General features: G+C 54.4%; 16 protein-coding genes. 9 read left to right on the plus strand and 7 right to left on the minus strand.

What is annotated here, in order from left to right:
• Nucleotides 1–17 precede the first annotated feature (17 nt).
• The 7 genes from P9H32_RS09870 to P9H32_RS09900 form a co-directional block, all read right to left on the minus strand.
• Nucleotides 18–869 carry a hypothetical protein gene (locus tag P9H32_RS09870; protein WP_322608732.1) on the minus strand — a complete coding sequence of 284 codons (852 nt, stop codon included), beginning with the start codon at nt 867–869 and terminating at the stop codon, nt 18–20.
• 10 nt (nt 870–879) lie between these two features.
• Nucleotides 880–3,036, minus strand: a complete 2,157-nt coding sequence (locus tag P9H32_RS09875; RefSeq protein ID WP_322608733.1) for a right-handed parallel beta-helix repeat-containing protein — start codon at nt 3,034–3,036, stop codon at nt 880–882.
• A 35-nt stretch (nt 3,037–3,071) separates the two neighbouring features.
• Nucleotides 3,072–5,240 carry a choice-of-anchor Q domain-containing protein gene (locus P9H32_RS09880; protein ID WP_322608734.1) on the minus strand — a complete coding sequence of 723 codons (2,169 nt, stop codon included), beginning with the start codon at nt 5,238–5,240 and terminating at the stop codon, nt 3,072–3,074.
• A gap of 21 nt (nt 5,241–5,261) precedes the next feature.
• Complete coding sequence (locus P9H32_RS09885; protein WP_322608735.1) at nt 5,262–11,057, minus strand: PKD domain-containing protein; 5,796 nt, start codon at nt 11,055–11,057, stop codon at nt 5,262–5,264.
• 256 nt (nt 11,058–11,313) lie between these two features.
• Nucleotides 11,314–12,429, minus strand: a complete 1,116-nt coding sequence (locus tag P9H32_RS09890) for a chorismate transformation FkbO/Hyg5 family protein (RefSeq protein WP_322608736.1) — start codon at nt 12,427–12,429, stop codon at nt 11,314–11,316.
• A gap of 213 nt (nt 12,430–12,642) precedes the next feature.
• Nucleotides 12,643–16,092 carry a PPi-type phosphoenolpyruvate carboxykinase family protein gene (locus P9H32_RS09895; protein WP_322608737.1) on the minus strand — a complete coding sequence of 1,150 codons (3,450 nt, stop codon included), beginning with the start codon at nt 16,090–16,092 and terminating at the stop codon, nt 12,643–12,645.
• Between the two features lie 109 nt (nt 16,093–16,201).
• A complete protein-coding gene (locus tag P9H32_RS09900) occupies nt 16,202–17,797 on the minus strand; it encodes an N-acyl-D-amino-acid deacylase family protein (protein ID WP_322608738.1) in 1,596 nt (531 codons plus the stop codon).
• A 307-nt stretch (nt 17,798–18,104) separates the two neighbouring features.
• Between P9H32_RS09900 and P9H32_RS09905 the strand changes: the two genes are divergently transcribed.
• The 9 genes from P9H32_RS09905 (at nt 18,105) to P9H32_RS09945 (ending at nt 26,093) form a co-directional block, all read left to right on the plus strand.
• Nucleotides 18,105–19,460 (plus strand): ammonium transporter, encoded by a 1,356-nt coding sequence (locus P9H32_RS09905; protein ID WP_322608739.1) that lies wholly within the window; start codon nt 18,105–18,107, stop codon nt 19,458–19,460.
• Between the two features lie 26 nt (nt 19,461–19,486).
• Nucleotides 19,487–19,828, plus strand: coding sequence for a P-II family nitrogen regulator (locus P9H32_RS09910; protein ID WP_322608740.1), 342 nt, complete (start codon nt 19,487–19,489; stop codon nt 19,826–19,828).
• Between the two features lie 126 nt (nt 19,829–19,954).
• On the plus strand, nt 19,955–20,698 hold the full coding sequence (locus tag P9H32_RS09915; protein ID WP_322608741.1) for a TorF family putative porin: 744 nt from the start codon (nt 19,955–19,957) through the stop codon (nt 20,696–20,698).
• Nucleotides 20,699–21,135: 437 nt separating this feature from the next.
• Complete coding sequence (locus P9H32_RS09920; RefSeq protein WP_322608742.1) at nt 21,136–22,110, plus strand: ABC transporter substrate-binding protein; 975 nt, start codon at nt 21,136–21,138, stop codon at nt 22,108–22,110.
• 109 nt (nt 22,111–22,219) lie between these two features.
• Nucleotides 22,220–23,233, plus strand: a complete 1,014-nt coding sequence (locus P9H32_RS09925) for an ABC transporter permease (protein ID WP_322608743.1) — start codon at nt 22,220–22,222, stop codon at nt 23,231–23,233.
• A gap of 1 nt (nt 23,234) precedes the next feature.
• Nucleotides 23,235–24,137: an ABC transporter ATP-binding protein gene (locus P9H32_RS09930; protein WP_322608744.1), complete on the plus strand. Its 903-nt coding sequence runs from the start codon at nt 23,235–23,237 to the stop codon at nt 24,135–24,137.
• Between the two features lie 14 nt (nt 24,138–24,151).
• Complete coding sequence (locus P9H32_RS09935) at nt 24,152–24,595, plus strand: CopG family ribbon-helix-helix protein (RefSeq protein WP_322608745.1); 444 nt, start codon at nt 24,152–24,154, stop codon at nt 24,593–24,595.
• 16 nt (nt 24,596–24,611) lie between these two features.
• Nucleotides 24,612–25,337 carry an urea amidolyase associated protein UAAP1 gene (locus tag P9H32_RS09940; protein WP_322608746.1) on the plus strand — a complete coding sequence of 242 codons (726 nt, stop codon included), beginning with the start codon at nt 24,612–24,614 and terminating at the stop codon, nt 25,335–25,337.
• A gap of 105 nt (nt 25,338–25,442) precedes the next feature.
• Nucleotides 25,443–26,093, plus strand: coding sequence for an urea amidolyase associated protein UAAP2 (locus P9H32_RS09945; protein WP_322608747.1), 651 nt, complete (start codon nt 25,443–25,445; stop codon nt 26,091–26,093).
• The last annotated feature ends 82 nt before the right edge of the window (nt 26,094–26,175 follow it).

Genomic DNA, 26,175 nt, shown 5'->3' on the forward strand with positions numbered 1-26,175 from the left:
GTTGAGTTGGTGTTTTTTTAATTCGAGAGCGGTGGACGAGCGATGATTCGGTAGAAACGCGCGTCGCGTGTCGGGCCCCCTTTGATGGACTGGCTGGCGGTGGTTCCGGTTGGATAGGTTGCCGTATGTTGGATCCAATTGGTTCCAAGGTCGGAGCTGTATTCAATATTATATTGCCGGCTTGGTTTACTGGTCCAGGTGAGCTTTTGGCTGAAGGAGGTTAGCGCCAGGTCGGTGATCATGAGCTGATCATCGGCATCCTTCGGGTTGGTGTCGGCCAAATATTCATCGCGGTCCGAAACGCCATCGCCATCCTTGTCGCCATTGCGAGAGAGCACCGTCAAGGCGTTGCGTCCAAAGGTGACGTAGCGATATTCCCACGCATCGGGGATGCCGTCGAAATCGTTGTCATTTCCGGGAGCCAGCGAAGTGGTTCGAATGGAGTTGAGATCAATCCACCCCATGTTGGCACTCCAGATATGACCCGTGAGTTCGCCGGTCTTCAGATTGATGGCGGGCTTCCCATAGGTTTGCTCAAAGTTGATCCAACCAATATTTGCGCCATAGGCATAGCCGGTCAGGTGACCCTGCCCGTCGTGGTTGACGCCATAGTCGGAAGCATAGTTTTGAGCGTAGTTTTTTCCGTTCATCGGCGAACCATCGCCCAGATGAATCCAGCCGACGTTGGCGCTGTAGAGATAGCCAGAGCAGTAAAACTCGCCGACGATCATGCCGTTGGTTCCATCGGCCCGCGCATCCACCCAGCCAATATTGGCGCCATAAGCTTCGCTGTTGACGGGAGCGATGGTGCTTTCCGAGAAAGCGGTTGAAACGGAAAGAATGGATAAAAGCATAATAAGCCTTTTCATGCGTCGTTTCCTAGAAGCTGAGATTGTCTGAAGGCGCAACAGTACCGGATACCAGCGGGACATGGTTTCCGGCGGTATCGCTGTAGTTTGTCGAGCAGTTCCATACTCGGTTGTTGAGTAGGATATTATCTGCTTGTTGGAGATTGATACCGATCCCACATTCGTAAATTCGGTTTCCTTCCAGCATGTTATTGCCGGATTCATAGTCGGAATACTGCAATAGTATTCCTTCCTGACACTGCCGCACGGTGTTGTTCATCAGTGTGACATCATCAAATAAAACTTCAATTCCAGCACGGGTGTAACGCCCTTCGTAATTCTGACCTTCAACTAGGCAATCTTCGATTAAAGCGTCATCCCATATATCGATACCGCACAGCGTGTTATATCTTGCTGTACACTGCCTCAAGTTTCCATTGTAGACCAAAAAACCATTTTCCGCGTTGTATGCGCTGTTGCAGTTCAGCGCCTCAGCATTATTCTCCAAGCGCAGTCCGTCCTCTGTGTTGGATGACGTGCTGCAGTTTTTTGCAACAGAGTTTAGAAGATATATTCCGACGTTATTTCCTCTTGATTGGCTGTCTTTGACAAAAGAACCGCCTAAAGACATACCGTATAAGGCATTGTTTATTGTCCGGCAGGCCTCAATACGGCCTCCTGAATCAACGCAGATGCCATACGCCTGATTTGATGACACATTGCATTCGGAAAGCGTTCCGTATTTTTTCACATAGACTCCGCCGCCCTTGTTGTCCGAAATATTCAGCCTTTTGAGATTGGAATATTCTCCGGCAATGGCAACTGCCGCTGGTTCAGGGGAAAAAGTTGCATACGATGTGGTCCCTTCCCAGTTTGAAATATTTCCATTCGAGAGACTAAAGTTATTAAAACCGGGAAGCTGATGGACAGCATGGCCGCTACCGGTTCCTGGGCCGATCAGGCTATGTCCGGCCATGTCGATTGACACATTGTCGGCTTGGACAGTAATGCCATTTACACCTTGTTCGCTTACGGTTAATGATCCCGTAAGACGCACCGTAGATGGCCAGTCCAGCGTTTCCGGAATTTCGCTCAAAAGGAGGTTGAGTTGGTTGCCGGCGGCCATGTCGTAGTTATCTTCGGTGCCGGAGACCTGATTTTCAAAAACGCGGTTTTCGGTGCCGGTTATATAAAGACCTTTTTCCGTGTTTTCGCCGCCAATGATATTATGACCGATGGCGTTGCGCTCGCTGGCAACGTGAATGCCCCACATATTGTCTTGAACTGTGTTGCCCTTTACCAAGTTGTCGCTTCCTGTGATTTGGATGCCTGCACCGTCTTGGTGGGTGGTGGGGCGGTTGCCGTTGGAGGAGGCGGAGCAGTTTTCAATGGAACATTTTTCGGTAATCTCAAAGCCGCTACGCTCATTGCTGGAGGCGTTGCAATTGATGATCTGTGTTCCGGCCTCGCCCTTAATGCCAGAGTGCTGATTTGCAAATGAGGTGCAGTTGCGGACGATTGAATTGTATTGAGCGAGAATGCCTTCGGATCCGTTATAATAGACCGAACAGTTTTCGATGACGTTGGCTTGGCCGGAAGAGATGCCCCACGTGCCATTTTCAGAGGCTTTGCAGTTCAGGATCGAACCCGCGAATCCGCCATAGATACCCGCCGTTGTATTACGCACCGCTTGGCAATCTTTGATCTGAACCCCGTAGAGCCCTCGCTCATTTTCAATCGCGATAACGTTTTGAATTTGGCTCTCAAAACCGGCGCTCACCGCATAGCCGCCAAGCCAATTGCGGATGGTGCCACTAAAGACGCGGCAGCCCTTGTTGAACGTTCCCGTTTTGATGGCCGATCCGCTGCTTTCGCCGGGGCCGGTGAGGGTGAAGCCCATTAGATCGATCGTTACATCATCTGCCTGAACATAAATTCCGTGGGCTCCGGTCGCCGTCATTGTCAGGTTGCTGACGACATAGTAGGAGCCGGATTCGCTTATGGTGAACGGTAGGCTGGAAATGGGGGTGCGTACTTCGGCACTGGCGCTGCCTGATACCGCTGAATAGATTTCGTCGAGCGATTTCATGGTGGGGGCCGGAGCGCCCGGAGGGGTTAAACTGCCTTGGCCGAAAACCATTCCGGTTATCGACATGAGGATGAGTGTGCTGAGGATTCTTTTTTTCATGGTTGTGATCCTGTTTAATTTAACTGAAAGATGATCTAATCGGCGTGGACGCGGAAGAAGGCGGCTCCGTTGGTGGCGGGGATTTCCCATTCAACGGCATCCCCGACTTCGTTCCAAACATTGGAAGCGAGGTTGTCGGTTTGTTTAAGCTGCAGGCTGAGTTCGAGCATATTGCCGGACGTCTGAAGCATGAGGTTCCCCAGATTTAAATCCTGTATAGAGTCGGCGGTATAGAGACCATGCGCGGCGGGATCGTCGGTCACGTTGGCTTCGCCCTGGGCAATCGCCGCAGATTCATCGAACGTGGGGCAGAAGCCCATTGCAGCCTCATCGCCGTCTTCTCGGCCATCGCCATCGCTGTCGGTGTTGTTCACGCCGGAGCCGAAGGCCACCTCTTCGGCATCGGTCAGACCATCATCGTCGTAGTCGCCCGCGCCCGCGAATTCGTAGGCGCCCATGTCGGCAATGGCAGACCCATCCCCATTGCCATCCAGCCAGCGGGGGAGCCCGTCGATATCGGTCATAATGGCTCCCGATTGAGTGACGGCTGCATCAATGCAGGGGGAGTCCGGTTGAAGGCGCAGTGAAAGATACTCAAAGTCGGGTGCGTTGGTGGTGCCGGTTTGTCCGGCCTCTAAGACCGAGGTGCAGCAGGCAAGAACGGTGTCCATTTGGGACAGATCATCGCCGGAACCATTTCCATCCTCATTCGTGTCGGCCAGATTGTCGACGATGATGCTGTTGTAGATGTGCCCTTTGCTGCACCCGCCGCCGTCGTTCACGGCGCTGTTTCCTTTCAGCGTGCAATGGTGCAGCTCGCTATCATAGGTGCCGCCTCCCCAGATGGCGGTATTGTCGATGAAAACAGCATTGTGAATGGTCCCGTCGTACGCGCCTCCGCCTTTGGATGCCGTATTTCCGGAAAGGGTACAGCGGGAGAGCGTATCGAAATAGCTCCCGCCTCCTGAGCCTCCTCCGTCATTGCCGATGAGGGTGCACCCGGTAAGGGTGGCATAAGCACTTCCGCCTCCATGGGTGGTGGCGACGTTTTCGGTAAGCGTACAATCGGTCAGGGTGCCACCGTAAACGCCGGCGCCTCGATCAGCGCGGTTTCCATCGAGTACGCAGTCCGTCAGCGTGCTGTTACTGTTACCTCCTCCCGAACCCGTGGCGATGTTGTTCTTAATGGTGCATTTTTCCAAGGTGCTGCTGGAGGTTCCCCCGCCCGAACCCGCCGTATTTTGCGAGAGGGTGCAGTTGGTTAGATCCGATTGATAGGCTCCTCCGCCGTTGGTCGCAACATTCCCGGTGATCAGGCAGTCGTTCAGTGTGGCGGACCGGCAGCCGCCGCCGTGCCGCGCAGTATTGTTCGAAAGCGTGCAGGCCGACAGGGTGGAGTGATGGCTGCCGCCGCCGGAATCAGCCTGGTTACCCGAAAAGGTGCAGTTTGAAAGCACACCAAAATGGCTTCCGCCTCCCAGTGAAAGGGCTTCGTTGCCGGTCAGGGAACAGTCGGTGAGACTGCCCACCGAGCTGCCGCCGCCATTGTTCGCTGTGTTGCTGGTCAGGGTGCAGTTCTGCAACGTGCTGGAGCAACTCCCGCCGCCCTGATTGTCGGTTGCATTGCCGATGAATTCACAATTGACCAGTTGGCCGCCATAACTTCCGCCTCCGCTATACGTGGCCGTGCAGTTTTTGATGATGCAGTTGCTCACGATGCCGGACCCGCTGGCCCCGCCGTTACCGCTCAGCAGGTTGATGCCGCCACCGGACTGATCATATGCGGTATCTCCATCGGTCGTGTTGGCGTGGCCGTTTTGGAGAGTGAACCCGATCAGTTCACCTTTGGTCATATAGACGCAGCGAACCAGCACATCATTCCGGCCCAATAAGATGTTGTTTCCGGCAATAAAGGTGTTCGCCGCCCCGCCTAAAGATTGGACGGTTATATCTTTGGTGATCACCACCCGGTTGGGCATGCTGTATCCGGGCGTCACCGTGTAGCCCAGATTATACGTGCCGCTGTTCACCAGCACGGTATCGCCGTCTGAGGCGGCGTCAACGGCGGTCTGAATCTTGGTGGCAGCGGTGCCCCAGTCGGAGTAGGGCGCCGTGTCGGAGCCGGTGAGTGAAACATAGTAGGTCGCGGCCATCGTACTGGCGGCCGTAATAAGCAGTGACAATCCGAGTGCAGCTGATTTCATGGTGATTTCTCCTTTAGAACGTTAGTCGATCCAGACGTTAATTTTGTAGAAGGCGGCGGTGTTGGTGTTTTCGACGGTATAGCTCTCTTCTGGGTAGTGGACGGCGGGATAGATGGGCTGGAAGGAATTGGTCAGGCTGTCGGTCCAGAGCACCTGATAAGCGCGGTTGTAGACAGAATCCCAGTGCAGCACCGTGATGTCGTTGGTCAGTTCCTGCTGCGTGATGCGGAAGTAGGAGTCGGAATCGAACGGATCGGTTCCGGCCACATATTCTTCGTAGTTGCTATGCGGGTCGGTGTCGGCGTTTTCTGAAGCGATGGCATTGGTTACGCCGCCGAAGTTTTCAAGCTCCCAGGCATCGTCCATTTCATCGCCGTCGGAATCGCCGGTCAGCCACATTTCGCAGGCGCCCATATCCACGGTTCCGTATCGGATGCGATACAGGCCGTTATAATCGATGTCGGTGGAAACGTAGGAATTCTCGCCGGCGTTGATGCACGGCGAGAGGTTGCTCAGGTAGTAGTCGCCGCCGCGAATGAGAATATCCGGAGCCATAGCCACAAACAGCGGCGCATTGGTGATGTTGCCGTAATAGGTGCTGGGGGTGAGATCGGGGCTGCAGCTGTTTCGCGCTGAAGCAGAGGCGAGGTCGGCCTTGTTTTCAGCGTTAAAGGCCACATTACTCCAAACGATGGAGTTATAAACACTGGATCCATAAACGCCGCCGCCGTTCTCCGCTCCGTTTTCTGCAACGGTGCAGTTGTAGAGCGTGGTGCTGTAGGTACCACCGCCATATTGAATGGCTGCATTGTTGTGGATCGTGCAGTTGTGGGCCGTTCCTTTATGCGTTCCGCCGCCATGTGCTGAGGTGGCATAGTTGAAGAAAATATCGCATCGATCGCTGGTGCAGCTGGCCAACCCGCCGCCGGACGGCGCGGTGTTGTCTGTGAGGGTGGAGAAGGAGACTGTACTGTAATAGGCCCCGCCGCCCACTGTTGTGGCGGTATTGTTCGAAAGCATACATTCGTTCGCGATTCCGCCGTAAATGCCGCCGCCATATTGAGCGGAGTTGCTGCTGATCGTGGATTGGGTCAACGAGCTTTCGTAGGCTGCACCTCCGCTGGAGGAGGCCACATTGTTGGATAAGGTGCAGTGTTCGAGGGTGCCTTTATAGACCCCGGCTCCGTTGTAGGCCACGCAGCCTTCGATGGTGGAAGAGGTGATGAGCGGTGCGCTGTTGGCACAATAGATTCCGCCGCCTTCGTTGTTGCTGTAGCCGAGTGTAGAAGCTGCGCCGCTGCGGATGGTTAGATACTCAAGCACACATTCACTGTAGCCGAGGTTGAAGCAGCGATTGCTGCTGCCCGCGTCAACCGTTGCCGCGCTGTCGAACGCGCCGGAAACGCAGATCGACTTATCAATGTTGACGGTGGCGGTGATGTGGTTGATGCCGCGGACAAAGACGTTGCCGCCATAGACGTTCTGTGCATCGACGGCCGCCTGGATGGTGGCTTTCGGTGCGTCCCAACTGAGGCCGTGGTTAGCGTCGTCGCCGGTGACGGGATCGACGTGCAGAGAGCTGGTGAAGGCCGAGGCCACCATCACCTGCTGCGTGAAGGCGGTGCCCTGCTGGTTGTCGAGGTTGTAGCCGGTCAGCACCACGTCGTAGGTGCCCGGGTCGGCCCAGGTGTGGATGATCGTTCCGAGTGCGTTGGTGATGCGTGTGCCGTCGGCGAAGTCGATGATTGTCTGTTTGGTTTCGCCGTTGAAGCTTGCGATGTAGGGGGCGGCAACATCTTCCAGTACGTGGGTCGGGCCGATCAGTCCAATCTCAATGTCGGGCGAGAGGGCCATATCGGGTTCATCGCACCCCATGGGAGGTGCGTTGAGCCAGACCGCGCCGTCGATGTCGGTTCCGACCGCAGTTGCCGGATCGCCGAGGTCGCGGCAGGGCGATTCAACCGCGAGGTGCGAGGCGGACACCAGCGCCGGTTGATTGGTGATGCAACCGTCCTCACCGTGCGTGGCGTCGGGCGAGCAGGTGTAGTCGGGGTTGGCGCTGTACAAATCGTTGCCTTCGTCATCCGCGGTGTTGAACCACGCGATGCAGCTGTTGGCTTTTCCGGAGAACATGCCGCCGCCCTTGGTGCCGGAATGGTTGGCGGTGATGGTGCAGTGGTTGGCGGTGGTGTAGGCCATCGCGCCGCCATAGTCGGTGGCTTTATTGCCGGTAAAGCAGCAGCTGTTGGCCGTGCCGTTAAGCATGCCGCCTCCTTGCCTCAAGGTGCGGTTGCCATAGAAATAGCAGCGGTTAGCGGTGCCATAGCGCATGCCGCCGCCTCCGTTCAGCGCCATGTTTCCGTTGAAGCGGCAATCATGTGCGTTGCCGTCGGCCAAGCCGCCGCCATAGCTTGCGGTGTTGTTTTCGAAGACGCAGCGGTTGGCGGTGCCATAGCGCATGCCGCCGCCATAGTTGGAGTCGCAGCGGTTTTCGCGGAAGATACAGTCGGTCGCGATGCCGGCGTACATGCCGCCGCCCGCGTCGCGCGCATAGTTACCGATAAATTCGCAGCCGTTGGCGCGGCCCATGTAGAGCCCGCCGCCGGAGCCATTCCAGCTCCAGTTATTGGTGAAGAGACAGTCGGTCGCCGTGCCGTAGGCCAGAGCGCCGCCCTTGGTGGCGGAGTTGCCGTCAAATACGCAGTTGGAGATTTGTGGACTGAGTGAATAGTTGCAAAAGATGCCGCCGCCGGAATAATACTTGGTGCTGTTACGATCTCTGCCGTTGCGGAAGGTGATGTCGCGAACGGTGGTGTGGTTATCGGCGATATCGAGGCAGCCGACGCCGGTGTAGTCGTTGGTGGAGCCGCCGTCAATGATGGTGTGTTCTGCGCCGTTGGCACTGAGCAGCTGGATGTCTTTATCGATGCTGATGGTTTCTGTCAGCGTGTACGTGCCATTGCTGACCACAACACGCCCGCCGTGCAGCTCCTGAGCATCGACGGCAGCCTGAATCGTCTGCTTGGCGTTAAACCAGCTGCGGCCATTGTTGTTGTCGTCTCCATCGGTCCGCACATAAAGGGTACTGAAGTCGGCGTCGAATACGGTGATGGTGTTGGTGATTGAATAGCGGTCCTGGTGATTGTTGTTCCAGGCAGTGACGATCAGGTCGTACGTTCCCGGCGTGCTCCAGCTGTGTCCGAACGGAATAACGCCGGAGCCCGTGGCGATGAATCCGTCGCCAAAGTCGATTTGATCCCGCTCAAACGCCCCTTGGAAGTCGACGGTATAGAAGGCGTTGAATCCGGCCGGAATTTCGGTGGGGCCATTCAGCGTAATGGTAACGGCTCCTGTTGGCGGGTCGGCGGGTTCATCGCAGCCGATGGCGGGAGCACTGCGCCAATGTTCGCCATCAATATCGAGGGTATCGCGCAGAATATCGCCCGTGCCGGTGCAGGGGGAACTCAACTTAATGTGCGAAGCGGAGACCAGCTGCGGATTGTTGGTGATGTTGCCGTCCACGCCGTGCTCCAGGTCGGGAGAGCAGGAGGTGGTGATGGTTCCATATGCAATGTTGTCGAACGATTGCAGGGCCTCGTTATACCAGATAATGCAGTGGTCGAGGGTCGAGGAATAGGTGCCGCCGCCATTCACGGCCCGGTTGGCCGTTAAAGTGCAGTGCGTGGCTGATCCTCCATACAGGCCGCCGCCGTACTGATTCGCTTTGTTTCCGTTAAAGACGCAGTTATACGCATCGGTGCCATACGCGCCACCACCGTAGGAGGTGGTGCTGTTTCCAATGAATTGGCAGTCGTAGGCCGTGCCTTCATACATCGCGCCGCCATTCTTTAGATTGGTGTTGTTTTTGAAGACGCAGCGTGTTGCCACACCGCCGGACATGGCACCGCCGCCCGATCCGCCGCCGAGGCCTCGGTTGTTTTCAAAGAGACAGTCGACCGCAATTCCGCTTAGCATGGCACCGGGGCCGTTGCCGGCCGCATTGAACGAGAAGGTGCAGTTCGTTGCCGTGCCGCGCCACATGATGCTGCCGCTGTTTCCGGTGTTTCCTGTAATCAGACAGGCTTCGACCACGGGGTCGTGTGAGGAACTGTAAATTGTTCCTCCGCTGGTGCCTTCGGGTTCGTAATGGCCGCCATTGCGAATGGTGAAGCCTTTGATGCGGCAGTGCTGGTTGCCCAAGTGGAAAATGCGGTGGTAGGCATCGCCTTGGATGATGGTCTGCTCGGCTCCGTTGAGGCTTTCAATGCGGATGTTTTTATTCACGTTGATTTGTTCGGTAACTGAATAGGTACCGTTGGAAACCAGCACGAGGCCGCCAACATAGTCCTGCGCATCCACGCCGGCCTGAATGGTTTTCCTGGCGGTCGCCCAGCTGAGGCCGTCGTTGGAGTCATCGCCGTCGGCATCGGAGACATAGATGGTTTTGGTTTCGTCCTTGCGAACATAGATGGTGTTGGTGATGGAGGTGGAATACCCGCTCTTGCCGGTCAGGACCACGTGATAGTTTCCGTAGGCCCAGGTGTGGGATTGGGTAAGGCTGGTTGAGTTGGTGAGGGCGCTACCGTCTCCGAAATCCAGAATGGTTTGGGTGACCGGACCTTCCACGTAGGCATCAAAGAAAATTTCCTGCCCTGCGGTAATGAACTGAGGCAGATTGTTGTGTGCATGAATTAATCCTTCTGAGGTCACTTCATCACATCCGATGGATGGGGGGGTTGCCCAGGCCGCACCCTCAATATCCGTCAGCGCGGCATAGGCGGCGTCTCCTGCTCCGACGCAGGGAGAGGCTGCGGCAAGGTGGAAGAGTGAAACCAGCTGCGGATTGTTGGTGATGCTGCCGTTGGTCGTGCTGTCCGGCGTACAGCAGGAATAGATTTGGGTCCCGTAAACGTTCGGGCTGTTATCGCTGGCGGTGTTGTTCCAAAGGATGGAATTATAGGCCCTGCCATAAGTCATGCCGCCGCCAATGTTCGCTGTGTTTTCGGTGATGGTGCAGTGGGTTGCGGTGACCTGATAGAGGCCGCCACCATAATTGGAGGAGTGGTTCCCGGAAATGGCGCAGCCTACTGCGCTGCCCGAAATCATTCCGCCGCCGCTTCCGCTGGCCGTGTTGGCCAGGATAAGGCTGTTGGTGGCCGTGCTGTTATACAGGCCGCCGCCTTCTCTTGAGGAAACATTATTCTGAAAGGTGCAACCTGTTGCCGTGATTTGATAGCCGCCTCCTCCCTGAGTGGCCTCGTTGTTGAGAAAAGAACAGTCGGTTGCAATGGTGCTGTTGGCACCGCCGCCGTAATACGCGCCGGTATTATTTTGGAAGGTGCATTTCGAAGCACGGCCTTTCACCATGCCGGTGCCGTCGGTCTTTTCAATGATGCAGGAGTTCACCAAGGGCTGTGTGCCGGAGCAGCGAACGGCCGGATCCTTGCCGTTGCGGATTGTGAAGTTATACAGATCGGAGTCGGTATCACCCAGATCAAAGCAGGTATAGAGGCCCTGTCCGTCAAACACAACATCCTCGGGGCCATCCACCCAGAAGCCCTGGATGGAAATGTCGTTTGTCACGACAATCGAAGAGGTCAGTGTGTAGGTTCCTTCCGCGACAAAAATCTGATCCCCGTCCTCCACGTAGGGCAGCACTTGCTGAACCGTGTGTGCCGCCTCGGTCCAGTCGTTGGTATAGGGTGGAATTTGGACCAGACTGTTGACATTGACCCAGTAGGTTTGATTCGCCTGCGCCAGACCCGCAAGAGAAAGAAGCAGAGTTATGACCCAATGCTTAGTGTTTAATATATTCATGTATAATTTCCGCTCTCGGGTTGTTCTTAATCTTGCAATAAAAGAGGGAAAGATTTTTAAGACATCCAAATCCTAAGATACAGGTAAATCCGTACAATAATATACGTCTATATACTAATCCGCATATGCGTATATAGATTCCTGGTTAGGGTTTCCCGCCCAGGCGTCATGGTTTTGCATTGAAGGTTTTGCAAAAAAAAAGTTCCAGCGGTTGGAAAAACTCAACCATTGGAACTTTAGGAGGAGGAAGATAAATCTACTTGGTTTTCACGGCATCGAGTTCAATTTCAAACAGGAGGTCGTGACGGCAGACATCTGCGTGGGAAATCGCTACGGGCAATTCCGGCAGACCATTGGCCAAACAGTATTTTTCGAGCAGATGCGCATCGCCGGCGTCTTTGAAATAAGCGATAGCGCGGGCGGTGTTTTTCCAGTCCATGTCGCGCGATTTCAGGATTTCGTGGACGACGGCCATCGTTAACTCGATCTGCTTTTCGGTATTGCCGAGATGGACGGTTTCGCCGCCGGGTTCAATGCTGGCGGTTCCGGAGATGGTCAGCAGGCGGGAGCCGGGCTGATCGATTTCCACGGCGCGGGCGAAGGATGATTTGTAGTCGAGCGCCGGGCACTGCAGCGGGGAGGGAACGGGGAATACTTTCACATTGTCGTTTTTCGGTTTCACGGCGAGCAGCGCGGCCACCATTTCTTCGCCGGCGGCGGTGCCGGCGCCAATGCCGGTGGAGGCCGGTACCATTTTGTCGAACGTGCCTTTTTCCTTGAAGAAGTTCGTGCGGACCACATTAAATTCGTCGTACCACTCCAGCAGGTTGTTGAGATAGAGCCACGTGCGGGCAATATCGGTAAATTTCATGTCGGCCTGTTTGAGGAGGGTTTCCATTTTTTCAAAAACCGCCTGGGCCTGTTTTTCGCGGCCGAGGCTGAGATCATCAGCTCGAAGATCGCCGAGCAGGCAGTAGCGGGCGTCATCCGTCTCGTACCAGTTGCCGACTTTTCGGTCGCCGTCCATGACGGGGTGAAGGTCGGCCCCGGAGAGGGCGATAAACTGGGTGCCGGTAATGGTGGATCCGGAGCAGGCATCGCCGTGCAGCAGGGTGAGCGGCCAGTCCAGTTTTTCGATGGAGGAAACCGCCTGCGGGTAAAATTTACGCCCGCCGAAGACATATTGAAATGCAATGCGGGCATTGCGTGCCGCCATTTCGGCGGTGACCTGATCGACGACCTCATTAATCGTTTCTTCGGAGGCCTGAGCGGTGATGATGTGTGCCGTAACTCCGCCGTGCGGGAATTCGACAATCTGCAGGCTGTGGTCTGCTGTTACATCTGACTTATCCATTTCCAGAATTCCATTCATGTTGCATTCCTCATGTAGTTTGCATAGATCATGCCTGAATGAGGGTTTTTTACCTTGATGCAGGTCAAGAGTCTACAGATTGAGGTTCATACAGAAGACGCATGCCGCAAAGGCCGTTGGACAAACAAGTGCTGGCGGTACGCATTTCCAAGCTCCGAAAACAGAAACCCCGCCAAAAAGACGGGGTTCTGTGGATTCCAGGGTCTGGAAAATTTAAACGGCGATCGGGTCTGCACCGATTGTGCCGACGAGGTCTTCGATGTAGGCATCGGTTTCCACGTAGGCCAGTCGTTTTTCAACCGTTTCAAGGCGGGCTTTACAGTCGAGGCGCTCGACTTCGGCAGTATTATGTTTCTGGCTGATGAAGTTGTTGAGATACTCGATATGTTTCCGGCAGGCGTCGGCTTTGCGCTGCTGTTTGAGTTTGAGGCGTTCCTTGTACCAGTCACTTGCAAGGACCGCATCGCGCTCGAACATACTGCGGAATGTCGGGTCGGCGGCGTCCATTCCTTCGCAGGTTCCTTCGGCCATGATGTAGATCAGGGCTTTGAGCGGAGGAATAAAGCTTTCAACCGATCCGTCTTCGATGTAGCGCCGGGCAATCATCTGCTGGGTTTCCATAATGTTGTTGATGCCATCGACATACTCATCCATCCCTTGGAGTTCGGGTTTGAGCATATCGGGTTCAAACACTGTTTTCGGTGCTTCGAATACTTTGCCGATAAAGTCATTCACGAAGCGTTTGGTGATCCGGTAACCGAGACGGCTGGCCAGCACCGGTTTGCCTTCGTGTTCGAAGTCTTCGAGTTTTTCAAGCTGTCCGGCGGCGATCATATGTTTCGGATCGCGTTCGGCTACACTGAGCCGGCACCAGAGTTCCGGAATCAGGATGCTGATGTCGTGTTCGACTTTGTGTTTGGTTCCGATGTACCCGGCCGCAGTGCTGAACCCGTTGCTGCCGGTCAGGATGAACGAGAGCAGGGCGTTGTTCAGGTCGGCCGTGGCCGGAAGGGCGTTGAACGGGCCTTTGGTCAGTGCGCCCTCGGTGCCTGCGCCGGTGGTGGACGGTGACTTGCCGGTCAGGGAGCAGATGAAGTCCATGAACAGTTCCGGCAGTTCCTGGTAGTGGATCGGTCCATACACCGCCAATGGGCGAATGCCTGGTTCGGCCGGATTGTTGCGGCGACCCGGGAGGACGGCGTTTACCGGCGTGAACAGTGGGTTTCCGGCTTTGATTTTCCGGAACAGGCAGGTGGATGTGAGAGCCAGATATTTCGGCATGCCGTCCACGAGGTCGGGCCGGGTCTGCAGATAACGCGGATTCTTCGTCGGTTTTCCATCGACGATGCGCGGCTGGGCGCTGTCGACAAAAAGCTGATCCGGGTTTTTGGACTCTGCGGCTTTTTTGATCAGTTTCCGCATCGGCTTGGTGTACTGATGGTACATCACCGAATGGTCCATAATCTCCTGCGCAACACTTTTGTGCAGCGGGGCAAAGTTGGAGAGGAAGTTATTCGGAGCCGCCATATCCGCTTCCGCCGCTTTGTCGAAACCGCGGTTGATCGCTTCGTCCGGCCGCTGGAACAGGCGGGATTCGCAGTTGTCCACAATTTTGACGGATTTGCATTCGGCATAGTCCGGATTCAGGTCAGTCAGTTTGTCAGACGGCACCACGATGGATGCGGAGATATCATCTTCCCACTGAATTTTTTCCGCCGGAATAAAATCGGTACGCAGTTTAGACGTCCGCCAGATACCATCGGTGTCCATGCCGACGCGCAGGTAGTTGCCTTTGACTTTTTTGCCGTCGAACTTCAGTTCATGCCCTTTTTCACCATTAATGAAGTCCACGCTGAGATGCGAGCGCCAGTCATCGCCCCATTCCGGTTTGTAGAAGCGCTTGAGCAGGAACACGAGGCCTTTGATACGGTTGGGTACAGAAGCCAGCCATTCGTTGAATTCATCGGTATTTTCTTCCGACGGATTAAGCAGTTTGATGACCGAACCGAGCGAACGTTCGTTTCCAAGAATTGGACGGGTTTTATGTCCTTCTTCTCGCGGGACTTTGAAGCGCACGCTGTAATCCTTATCAAGGATTTCCTGAACCGCGTTCAAGTCGTTTTCGATGTCCGCCACAAAAATAGAGCCGGAAATCATGGCATCGGTCAGCGATTTTGAAATTTCCGATTTTCCGCCGCCGGAAACGGTGCACGGTTTGTGGCAGAGCGTGCCTTCTGCCATGGTGCCGACGAGGCGCCAGGTGCCGGCGGTGGGGCTCTGCTTCAGGGCGACGCGGTAACCGGATGGGTAGATGAAGACGCGGTCTTCCAGAAGTTTAAGGCTTTGTGTTTTTCCTGATTTGGACCAGGTGACGCTTTGGTCCGGAATGCTGAATTCAGCGGTTTCCGGAACAAAAAAGACATTCGGGTGTTCGTTATCGGTGGCATAGCCCTCCGGGTGAATCGTCACTTTATCGCCCAGCACATGCATGACATTGGCCATCGTGTGATCAAGTTGGGTAAGCGTGCCGTCCGGTGAGAAGCGTTCCGCCAGATTGTACTGGGGCAGAGCAAGTGCGCCGCCGGCATGTTCCTCTTCGCAGAGTCCGTAGAGATTGGCGGCAAAACCGATTTGGGTTTTTACTTCTTTTTTGCAATAGCCGAAGTAGTTGTCGCCAATAATGGTCACCATTACGCCGGATTCATCGCGTGCAGTAATTTTGAACGGGGTACCGCCGTTGTAGAGCTCATCCGGTGAGGCCCAGCACATACCGTCGCGCTTCTGGCGTTCGGTGGCGTCGTCAATATAAGGCAGGCCGAGATCTTTCTTCTTCAGTCCGCAGATATGCGGAGCAAGAATAACGCAGCCGGTGTAGCCCGTCCAGCTGTCCGGGTCCAGAGCGGCATCGTTTTCCGGCAGGTAGGGATCGCCGGCATTACCGAAAATGGATTCCACAAAGTCGAGATTACAGACAAAATTTCCCGGAACAAAGAAACGCACTTCCATGTTCTTTTCCGGCAGAAATCCGGGGACCTCCGGGCTGACCATCGGGCGAAGCAGCAGAGAGACCTGTGTGGCCGCTTTTTTCTCCTGCGCCGAAGTGAAGGGAAGCTGCATGTGCTCTTCCGGTGGGTTCAGTGCAACTTCGAGCAGTTTTGCGTAGGTTTGTTTCGGCACTTCGAGCTTATCGGCCGGTACAGGAAATCCGCCTTCACAGATGTGGAAAACACCTTTGGTCGTGCGGCGGTCGTGTTTCGGGTTGTGCAGTACGCCCTGCTGAATGCGATACGATTCCACTCCGTTTGCAATAAACTCATCTTTGTGTGGCGGGAGCGAAAGTTCTCTCGCCAGACCATGGCGGTCGAGGGTGAGCGTTTTATTCGGAAGGGTCGGAACCTCGTCGCAGGCATCGCTCAGGTATTCATTGAGAAAGTGTTGAATACGCTGGTCCACCGGACAGAGGTAGTCATGCAGAATGCGGTTCTTTTCCTTGATGTTGTTGATCAGGTCGAACGCAATATCGAGCTCTTTTCCGTCTGTTTTTTCATAGATCGGCTGATCCAGAGCGGAAAGTTTTAAATTCAGGTAGGAAACCAGAGATTTCCGATGGCTTTTTGAGGCCTGATCAACCCCGATGCCTAATGATTTTTTCAAGTCTTTCATTGTTAATCTCCTGTGTAAACGAAAGGCAATCGAGCTGTGAAAAATAGGGGACCTCGCCCAATATCCAAGTCTAATACCTAAGTTTTATTCTCTTATTTTACTTAAAGGATTATCCGTCTAGAAACTGTCCACCCCGTAATGCTGTATCTTTTCCGTTCTCAAGGCAATGGACACCATTGGTAAAAACATGGACCATTCCCGCAGAGAGACGATGAGGATCCGCGTATGTGGTCTCTTCTTTGATGCGTGCGGGATCAAATACCAGAATATCAGCGGCATAGCCTTCTTTCAGCAGACCGCGTTTTTTCAGATTAAACTGTTTGGCCGGAAGCGCGGTCATTTTATGGATCGCCTCCGGCAGCGGGACGGTTTTGCCATCCAGTGCCGCGCGCAGGAATTTGGTGTGGCTTCCGTAGGCTCGCGGATGAGGATGGTCATGACTCAGCGGCCCCCAGGGGGCGCGCATCGAGCCGTCCGACCCGATCGAAACATAGGGCTCGGCCAGAACCCGCCATAAATTCTCTTCGGACATGCTGAAAAAAATGCCGCCGGTTTTCAGGTCGTCTTCATCAATCAGATATAGAAGTGCATCGACGGGGCTCCGTTTCAGGTCCTCCGCAACTTCAAGCAGGTATTTTCCCTTATAGGGTTCAAATTTTGTCGAGCCGATCATGACGTTGTCCCAGTGGTCGTCCGGTTTATCCATAAGTTCGGCACGGATTTTTTCCCGGGAGTCGCTGTTACGCAGACGTTCGAGGATGGCATCGCGCCCGCCATAGGTGGCCCAAAGCGGGAGAACAATATCGAGGTCCGTGCAGCCGGCGGTATACGGATACCGATCAGAGCCGATCTCCATATGCTGCTGTGCCGCGCGGATTTTTGCGAAAGCGGTATCGATTTTGTTCCAGTTTTCGGAACCGGATGCCTTGAGGTGGGAAATCTGTAAGCGCGCGCCGGACCGTTCGGCAATATCGAACGATTCATCAATCGCTTCGAGCAGGTTGTTGGATTCTGAGCGCATATGCGTGGTGTAAAGTCCGCCTTTTTTCGCGACGATCTTGCAGAGTTCAATAATTTCCTCCCGCGGAACCGCGGAACCCGGTGGATAAGCCAGACCGGAGCTTAGGCCGATCGCGCCGTCGTCGAGCGCGGTTTCCAGCGTCCGGAACATCGCGTTGAGTTCTTCAGGCGTGGCGGCCCGCGGTTCGTAACCGCAGATTCCGGCATGCAGTGTGTTATGGCCGACCAGCAGGGCCGCGTTGATGGCGGGTTTGATTGTATCGTAGAGCTTCCGGTATTCCGCAACCGTTTTCCAGGGTATGAATGATTTCACACCTTCGAAGGTGTGAAAGGAGTTCAGGCTGCTGTAATCCTTGTCGAGCCAGTCCGAGGGCATTTTATACCCGCCGTTTAGCGGGGCGGCGGAGGCCCCGCAATTGCCGCAGATTTCGGTGGTGATGCCCTGATAGACCTTGGAGGCTGCGCTGGGTTCGAGCAATAGATAGGTGTCGGAATGGGAATGGGTGTCGATAAAACCCGGGCAGATGGCCAGATCCGTTGCATCTATCGTTTTTTCAGCCGTTGCGGCGGAAAGTTCGCCCATTTTTGTAATAGTATTTTTGTTAATGCCTATATCGCAATGTTTTGGATTGTTTAATGATCCATCGTAAACGGTGCCGTTGATAATCTTTACGTCAAAATTCATGCCCATGATTTTACTTCAAAACCGGTATATCCATAGGAAAAAGAAGGCTTTATTGCGTTTATCTGCGGCTTAATCAACAAAATTGTACATCACGATAATAATAAAACATTAATGACACATGCGTCTATAAAAAATCAAATGTGTATATCGCAATGAGAATATTATATCCCCTTTAATATAAAGGGTATGCGTAATTTGTTGGCGCTTAAAAATCACCGTTGGCATACCTGTTGCATTAAGGGCGGCATAGTCTTGGACATGGTGTTCAGGACAGGTGAGTAAACCTCAGAAGGGTGTAAGGATGAAAATGAAGTGGTTGAAAATTCCAACATTGATCGCGGCAGCGTTGGTGTTCGGGTTGGCGTCTCCGGCACTGGCGCAAGAAGCTGCCGATGCACAGCCAGTCTTTGACGCAGCGGCAACAGCCGGTGAGTGGGCTTATGCAATTGATAATATGTTTCTGATGTTCTGTGCGGTGCTGGTGTTGTTCATGCAGGCTGGTTTCGCTTTGGTGGAATCCGGTTTCAACAGCGCAAAGAACACCGTGAACATTCTGTTTAAAAACCTGATGGACCTCTCCATCGGTATGGTTCTGTATTTCATTATCGGCTACGGTCTGATGTATCCGGGCGACGGTAACGGCTTCCTGGCATTCGGGCAGTTCGGGATCGGCGGCAACGGTGCAGATGTTGCGGAAGCCGGTGCGTTGACGCTGCAGGTGGACTGGCTTTTTCAGGTGGCCTTCGCAGCAACAGCGGCCACGATTGTATCCGGCGCGGTGGCCGGACGTCTCAAGTTCAGCGCCTACCTGGTTTACTCCGCGGTACTGACAGCGATCATTTATCCGATTTCCGGTTACTGGAAATGGGGGGGCGGCTGGTTGGACCAGATGGGCTTCTACGATTTCGCCGGTTCGCTGGTGGTGCACGCCTGCGGTGGTTTTGCCGCTCTGGCCGGTGCGATTGTGCTCGGTCCGCGTATTGGACGTTTCACTAAAGAAGGAAAAGCCAAAGCCATGCCGGGACATTCGCTTCCGCTGGCCACGCTGGGTGTATTTATCCTGCTGATCGGCTGGTTCGGTTTTAACCCGGGGTCGCAGCTTGCGATTGTAGGCAAAGGCAACACTGAAGCGGTTATGCTCATTGCGGTTAACACACTGCTGGCTGCCGGTGCGGGTGCGGTTCTGGCCATGGTGGCCACCTGGATTATGCACAAGAAGCCTGATTTGACGATGGCGGCCAACGGTGTACTGGCCGGTCTGGTGGGTATTACTGCAAACTGCGATGGTGTGACTAACGTGGAAGCCATCATTATCGGCGCGATTGCCGGTGTTCTGGTGGTTGCCGGTGTGAAACTGCTTGATAAATTGAAAATCGACGATCCGGTGGGTGCGTTCCCGGTTCACGGTCTCTGCGGTGTATGGGGCGGTATTGCCACTGCTCTCTTCGGTGAATATTCCGACGGTTACGGTAACTGGATTGCCCAGATCACCGGTTCCATCGCCATTCCGCTCTGGGCCTTTGCGACCATGTTCATTCTCTTCACGATCCTGAAAGCGGTCGGCATGCTGCGCGTCAGCAAGGAAGAAGAGCTGCGCGGTCTGGACATCGGTGAACACGGCGAAGAAGCCTACAACGGCTTCCAGATCTTCACCACTAACTAATCGGCTGATACGAAAGGATACGAACAATGAAATTGATTATCGCATACGTACAGCCCGAACAGCTCAATGAAGTCAAACAGAGTCTGTACGAAAAAGAAGTCTACAAAATGTCAGTGACCAACGCCATGGGCTGCGGTCAGCAGAAGGGCTACCACGAAACTTACCGCGGCGCGGATATCGAGGTGAACCTGTTAAAGAAGGTCCGTATTGAGATTGCTGTGAACGACGATTTTGTTGACATGACGATCGATGCCGTCATTGCCGGTGCCCGCACCGGGAATATCGGCGACGGAAAAATCTTCGTGCTGGACCTTCCGGAATGCATCCGGATCCGTACCGGTGAAAAAGGTCCCGAGGCCGTTGGTTAGTCCTTAAAACTTTAGGCGGCCGGTTCCCGTGCAATTTCCTTTTGCATCCTCGAGGAACTTCTTTCGGGGCCGGCCGCCTTTCAAATCTCGAGTGAATAAGTAAACAAGCAGAAGGAGAAATACAACATGAAGAAAATTATTATTGCATCCCTCGCAGTCGGACTGGCTGCATCATCTGCCCTGGCGGTAGATGTTACCCTTGATCTGGCTTCGGCCTATGTTTTTCGTGGTGTGACGCTCAGCGATAAAGCGAGCTTCCAGCCGGGGATCGAAGTTTCCGGTTTCGGTCTGGCCGAAGAATACGGTTCTGTCGCATTCGGCGCATGGGCGGCCTATGACCTGGATGATTCTTATACAGGAGCCAGTAGTTCCACATTCCAGGAAACCGACTGGTATGTATCGTACGGTCTGCCGACGTTCGTTGAAGGCCTTGATCTGTCGCTTGGATACTGTGAATACGCTTACGGTGCCGGTTCTTCCGACGAAGAACTCAGCATCGGTGCCGGATATACGATTGCCGGTGTCGGGCTGGGGGCCACCTATTATCAGGGCGTCGGCGGTGCCATCAGCACGTCCGCATACTACGAACTGGCTGCCGGGTATGACCTGGATGTGACTGAAGAACTGGTTGTTTCTCTGGGTGCCCGGGTGGGTTATGCCGATCCGGACGGTGGAGAGGCCGGTTTCTCGGACTACGATTTGTCTGCCGCGGTCAGCTATCCGCTGACGGACGTGTGGAGCATCGGTGCGTCGGCTACTTACATCGGTCAGATCGACGACGATGTGCTGGGTGATGCCGTTGAAGCAACCGGTACGCTCGGATATGATGTCGATTTCGTCGGCATGCTGAGCCTGGCCGCTTCTTTCTAAGCCTCATCGCTTGGATTCAAGCTTGATAAAGCGTCCCTTCGGGGGCGCTTTTTTTGTGCACGCGCCTCGTCGGCCGTCACACTGCTTGTGGTGCTGCGCGTCTTACCGGTCCGCATGAGCGGTACGACTTCTGAACGGCTTAGTATGACGGGAAGTTCAGGCCGCGTCAGAGCATTCAAAAATGCATTCAGTAACTCCTTAAAAATACAAATATGTTTACATTAAATTGCGGAATGTTCGTCTCCCTATTTAGGTATAAATTTCTATGACATTCTATAAGTGCATTAAAACGAAGTAATAAGAATGGTTTATGCCTGTTTTTACATGCCCGGAAAGATGGGGGTGGCACGTTCGTTGCGTATAGCGCTGATAATACTAATAAATATATTAGTAATATTTTGAGGATGAGTAACCCAAACCCAGGAGATTAAACCGAGATGAAACGGACAACCCTTATAAAACCAGTCGCTGCGATCATGGCGCTGATGGCAGTAACAACGATGGCGGAACCGCTTAAAATTGCCTACAGCGATTGGCCGGGCTGGGTGGCCTGGGATATCGCCAAGGAAAAAGGATTTTTTGAAAAGCATGATGTGGAAGTGGAGCTGCTCTGGTTTGAGTATGTGGCTTCCATGGATGCCTTCGCGGCGGGTAAAGCCGATGCGGTCTGTGTGGCCAACGGCGACTCGGTGGTGCTCAATGCCACCGGCGCCCGCAACGTGATGATTCTGGTGAATGATTATTCGAACGGGAATGACAAGATTGTGGCCCGGTCGGGGATTACCGATGTGAAGGCGCTGAAAGGAAAGAAGATCGGTGTCGAAATCGGTTTTCTCAGCCACGCGCTGCTGATCAAGGCGCTGGAGGATAACGGCATGACGGAAAAGGATGTGGAGCTCATCAATATGCCGACGCATCAGGCGGCGCAGGTGCTGGCCTCCGGCGATGTGGATGCCATTGTGGCCTGGCAGCCGCATTCCGGTATGGCGCTGAAAGCTTCCGAAGGATCCTCGGCTGTTTACACCACTGCCGACGCCCCGGGCATCATCTACGACACGCTCGCTGTGGCACCGGGCAGTATTCTGAAACGTAAAGCCGACTGGCAGAAAGTCGTGGCGGCCTGGTATGACGTGATCGATTACATGGCCGACCCCGCCAACGAAGAAGAAATGCTCAAAATTCTTTCGGCCCGCGTCGGTCTCTCGCCGGCGGAATATAAACCCTTTCTCTCCGGCACCTACATGATGAGCAAAGACGAAGTGCTCAAGGCGCTGAAGCCCGTCTCCGGATTTGAATCGCTCTACGGCTCCTGCGACGTGGTGAATAATTTCTTTGTGGCCAACAAGGTCTATGAAGAACCGGTGGCGGTTAAGCGCACCATCGATCCGTCGTTCACTAAATCCGTGAAATAATCTCTCCTCAAACCTCCTGGCGGGCCGGCGCAAGCCGGCCTGCCGAACTTTTGCCGGCATTTTGCCGGCCGGTTACCAAACTTCGGGAAAGCCGAAGAACAGGGGTGTTATGTCAAAACAGGAAAAATGGTTCAGATTCGGAAAGAGCCTTTCGCCAAGGCGCGTCAGGGGGCTGACCGTTGCGTCGTTTGTTCTTCCGCTCGTGCTCTGGTCGCTGATCAGTTACGTCCCCGCGCTGTGGCATCCGGAAGTGCAGATTCAATCGGTCGGCGATACGATCTATTTTGATGCGGGCGACCGGGTCGACGTAGAGACGTTTGCGCTGGAAAATAACAATCTGCTGGAAAGCGACGGCGTTCCAATGGTTGGAAAACGCGTGAACCCGGTTTATTTCCCGGCACCGCACGAAGTGACCCGGGCGCTCTATTCAGCCTTTTTCACCGAGCCGCGTCGCGATGGCGAACCGTGGTTTCATGAAAGCGTGGCCCACAGTGTGCGGGTGGTCTTCTGGGGCTTTCTGCTCTCTTCGCTGTTCGGGGTTCCGCTCGGGATTCTTTGCGGCGTCTTCAGTTATTTTTCGAAACTGATCGAACCGTTTGTTGAATTTTTCCGTTATTTCCCGGCCCCGGTTTTCGGTGCGCTGGCGGTGGCGATTCTGGGCATCAACGATGCGCCGAAGGTAGCGATCATTTTTATCGGAACGTTTTTCCAGCAGGTGCTGGTGATTGCCAACACGACGCGTACGGTCGATTTCAGTCTGGTCGAAGCCGCGCAAACGCTGGGAGCCAAACCGGGACGACTGCTTTTCAAGGTCGTGATTCCGGCGGTCCTTCCGAAGCTGTATATGGATATGCGCATTCTGCTGGGCTGGGCCTGGACCTATCTGATTGTGGCGGAGGTTGTCGGCACCAGCACCGGCATCAGCTGGTTCATCAACCAGCAGGCCAAATACCGTATGTTCGACAATGTCTATGCCGCGATCCTGGTGCTCGGTTTTATCGGCCTGGGCACCGACATGCTGCTCGGTGCGCTCGGGAAACAGCTGTTTGCCTGGGAGGACGGGCGGCGTTCAGGATTCGGCAAAATGCTGCGAAAAATAAAACCTGCACCGGTGGAGGCCTGAGATGACCGATTTGCCCAGTACACTGAATTTGCCATCGTATAAAGAACAGTCTTCTGATGTGAAAAAGCGTCTGGACCATATCAAAAGCCAGCCGGTCGTTATCGAAGTCGATAAGCTGGTGAAGGATTTTCCAACGGAAGAGGGCATGCGCCGCATTCTCGATCAGGTATCGTTCAAAGTGCACAAGCGCGAGTTCCTTTCGATCATCGGCCCGTCGGGCTGCGGCAAGTCGACCGTGATCCGCATGATGGCCTGTCTGGAGGATATTACCGATGGACTGATTCTGGTGGACAGTTATCCCGTGACCGAGCCGGGGGCCGACCGCGGCATGGTGTTCCAGAAGTACACGCTCTTTCCCTGGCTGACCGTAAAGAAGAACGTCATGTTCGGCCTGGAGGTCGGCGGCGCCAGTAAATTTGATGCCGAGCGCGATGCCCTCCAGTGGCTGGATATTGTCGGGCTCGAACCCTATGCCGATCTTTATCCGGCACAGCTTTCCGGCGGGATGCAGCAGCGCGTGGCCATTGCCCGTGCGCTGGCGAACAAGCCGAAGGTGTTGCTGATGGACGAGCCGTTCGGGGCGCTTGATGCGCAGACGCGCGCCAAAATGCAGGCCTATCTCCTGCAGATCTGGAAGAAGATCGACATCACCATCATTTTTATTACGCATGATCTGGATGAGGCCGTCTACCTGTCCGACCGTGTACTCGTGCTCGAGGCCAACCCGGGCCGGGTGCAGGAAATGGTCGAGGTGCCGGTCAGTCGCCCGCGTTCGCCGAGCCAGTTTTTATCGCCGGAATTTCTGACCACCAAAATCCATCTTGAAGAACTGATTCATCCAAGTCCGGAAGAGGCGCAGGATGATTTTGAGGTGGTTAAAATGGTGGCCAAAGAAGCTGGATGATCAGAGGAAAGGGAATGAAGAAAGAAAAACAGAATTACAAACGGTTCAGTGTCACCATGCCGGCCGAGCTCTATGAAGAGCTCGAAGAGATGGCGGAAGATCGGGGGATGGATAACCGCTCCATGATGATCTCGGATCTGGTGAAACGCGAAGTACTCAAGCACCGGCAGATGGACCGCACCCGCGTGATGGCGGGAACGCTGACCATCACCTACGACGCGGCGATTGACGACTGCGCCAACAGGCTGATCGCGCTGCGCCGCAACTATCTGGATGAAGTGATCTCCACCTTCCAGGTGATGCTGGAGGATGGAAAGAATCTGGAAATCTGGCTGGTGCAGGGCCAGGTGGAAGTGCTTCACACCCTGCTTTCCCAGGCGCTCAAATGCAGCAAAAGCATGATGGGGCAGATTACGTTTGCCGATGCCATCCTGCCGCCGCTCAGAACCAATCGATAAACAAAGGATGCAGAAGATGAAACCTATACCCGAAGAAAAAATACTGTATGAAACCGTGGTTTCCGGAGGCTGGAACTTTTCGCGAATCGTGCGCCGCGGCCGCACACTGCGGATTACCGATCTGGAAGGCGGGGGCAATGCCTCGGCGCTGTTCTATAATGCGGATAACTATGCCGAGCGCTACAACATGGGCGACACCATGAAAATCCAGCACATCTCGTCGCTTTTCAAAAACGCCTGTATCTATTCCGACATGGGCCGCGTGCTGATGAGCATCACCGATTCAACGTCCGACTGGCACGATGTCATCTGCGGCGTGACCTATCGCGAGGATTTGCTGCAGCGCTTCGGCACCAAAACCTATCAGGACGCGCATAACGGGTTTTACCGCAGCGGCTTTGATTCGCTCACCGTTGAACTCGCTAAATACGGCATGACCAAACGCGACTTCACCAACGTGGTGAACTTCTTTGCAAAAACCGACATCGATGCGGACGGCAACATGACGTTTGTGGCCGATGCCTCGCCCGCCGGCTCCTACGTCGACCTGCGCGCCGAAATGGATACGCTGGTGATTCTCGATGCCGGCATGCATCCGCTGAATCCCTCGAGCGAATATGTGGCGAAGCCGGTCGGCATCACACTGTATGAATCCGAACCCGCCGCGGCCGATGATCCCTGCCGCATGCTCTGCCCCGAAAACCAGCGCGGATTTGAAAACTCGGAAACCTATTACCTTTAAGATGAAAGATTCTAACCACAAAGGCTCTAAGTACACGAAGATTCACTTCGTGGTCCCTTGGTGCTCTTCGCGTCTTTGTGGTTAAGAAAGTTCAGGAGCTTTGTTATGAGCGAATTGAAAGAAAGTACTTTAGTTGAAGAAAATGCGCGGCTGAGCGAAACGGTTCCGGCGGGTGAATACTGGATGAAAGAAGTGAAGAAGGGTGAGATCCTGCGCATCACCGATCTCGAAGGCAACCAGGCGGCCGACACGCTGTTCTTCAACGCGAACAATACCGAAGAGCGCTACCATGCGAACAATACGCTGCGGATGCAGAACAACGTCTATATCAAGCTGGGCACCGAAATCCGTTCGAATGAAAATAACGTGATGATGAAAGTGGTGGCCGACACCTGCGGGCGGCACGATACGCTGGGTAGTGCCTGTTCCTGCGAAAGCAACACTTCGCGCTATGCGCATGAAAAACGCTACATGCACAGCTGCCGCGATACCTTTCTGCAGGGTATTCTCGACTGGGGGCAGGGCATGGATAAGCGCGATCAGGTCTGCAATATCAACTTTTTCATGAATGTGCCGGTCGATCCGGAAGGCGGGTCCAAGTTTTCCGACGGCATTTCCGGCGCCGGGAAATATGTGGAAATGGAAGCGATGATGGATACTGTCGTCTTTGTCTCCAACTGCCCGCAGCTCAACAATCCCTGCAACGGCTATGACCCGACGCCGGTGCAGATGACCATCTGGGACAACGGAAACTAAAGGAAATTTAGCCACGAAAAGGCACAACATACACAAAGACTCTCCGGAATAGCTTTTCGTGCCTTTTTGTGTTTTTTGTGGC

The organism is Pontiella agarivorans (assembly GCF_034531395.1).
Lineage (GTDB): Bacteria > Verrucomicrobiota > Kiritimatiellia > Kiritimatiellales > Pontiellaceae > Pontiella > Pontiella agarivorans.

Bases quoted from the DNA above. Each gene is read 5' to 3' on its own strand.
- P9H32_RS09870 (WP_322608732.1), bottom strand. From the start codon at position 869: ATGAAAAGGCTTATTATGCTTTTATCCATTCTTTCCGTTTCAACCGCT.
- P9H32_RS09875 (WP_322608733.1), bottom strand. From the start codon at position 3,036: ATGAAAAAAAGAATCCTCAGCACACTCATCCTCATGTCGATAACCGGA.
- P9H32_RS09880 (WP_322608734.1), bottom strand. From the start codon at position 5,240: ATGAAATCAGCTGCACTCGGATTGTCACTGCTTATTACGGCCGCCAGT.
- P9H32_RS09885 (WP_322608735.1), bottom strand. From the start codon at position 11,057: ATGAATATATTAAACACTAAGCATTGGGTCATAACTCTGCTTCTTTCT.
- P9H32_RS09890 (WP_322608736.1), bottom strand. From the start codon at position 12,429: ATGAATGGAATTCTGGAAATGGATAAGTCAGATGTAACAGCAGACCAC.
- P9H32_RS09895 (WP_322608737.1), bottom strand. From the start codon at position 16,092: ATGAAAGACTTGAAAAAATCATTAGGCATCGGGGTTGATCAGGCCTCA.
- P9H32_RS09900 (WP_322608738.1), bottom strand. From the start codon at position 17,797: ATGAATTTTGACGTAAAGATTATCAACGGCACCGTTTACGATGGATCA.
- P9H32_RS09905 (WP_322608739.1), top strand. From the start codon at position 18,105: ATGAAGTGGTTGAAAATTCCAACATTGATCGCGGCAGCGTTGGTGTTC.
- P9H32_RS09910 (WP_322608740.1), top strand. From the start codon at position 19,487: ATGAAATTGATTATCGCATACGTACAGCCCGAACAGCTCAATGAAGTC.
- P9H32_RS09915 (WP_322608741.1), top strand. From the start codon at position 19,955: ATGAAGAAAATTATTATTGCATCCCTCGCAGTCGGACTGGCTGCATCA.
- P9H32_RS09920 (WP_322608742.1), top strand. From the start codon at position 21,136: ATGAAACGGACAACCCTTATAAAACCAGTCGCTGCGATCATGGCGCTG.
- P9H32_RS09925 (WP_322608743.1), top strand. From the start codon at position 22,220: ATGTCAAAACAGGAAAAATGGTTCAGATTCGGAAAGAGCCTTTCGCCA.
- P9H32_RS09930 (WP_322608744.1), top strand. From the start codon at position 23,235: ATGACCGATTTGCCCAGTACACTGAATTTGCCATCGTATAAAGAACAG.
- P9H32_RS09935 (WP_322608745.1), top strand. From the start codon at position 24,152: ATGAAGAAAGAAAAACAGAATTACAAACGGTTCAGTGTCACCATGCCG.
- P9H32_RS09940 (WP_322608746.1), top strand. From the start codon at position 24,612: ATGAAACCTATACCCGAAGAAAAAATACTGTATGAAACCGTGGTTTCC.
- P9H32_RS09945 (WP_322608747.1), top strand. From the start codon at position 25,443: ATGAGCGAATTGAAAGAAAGTACTTTAGTTGAAGAAAATGCGCGGCTG.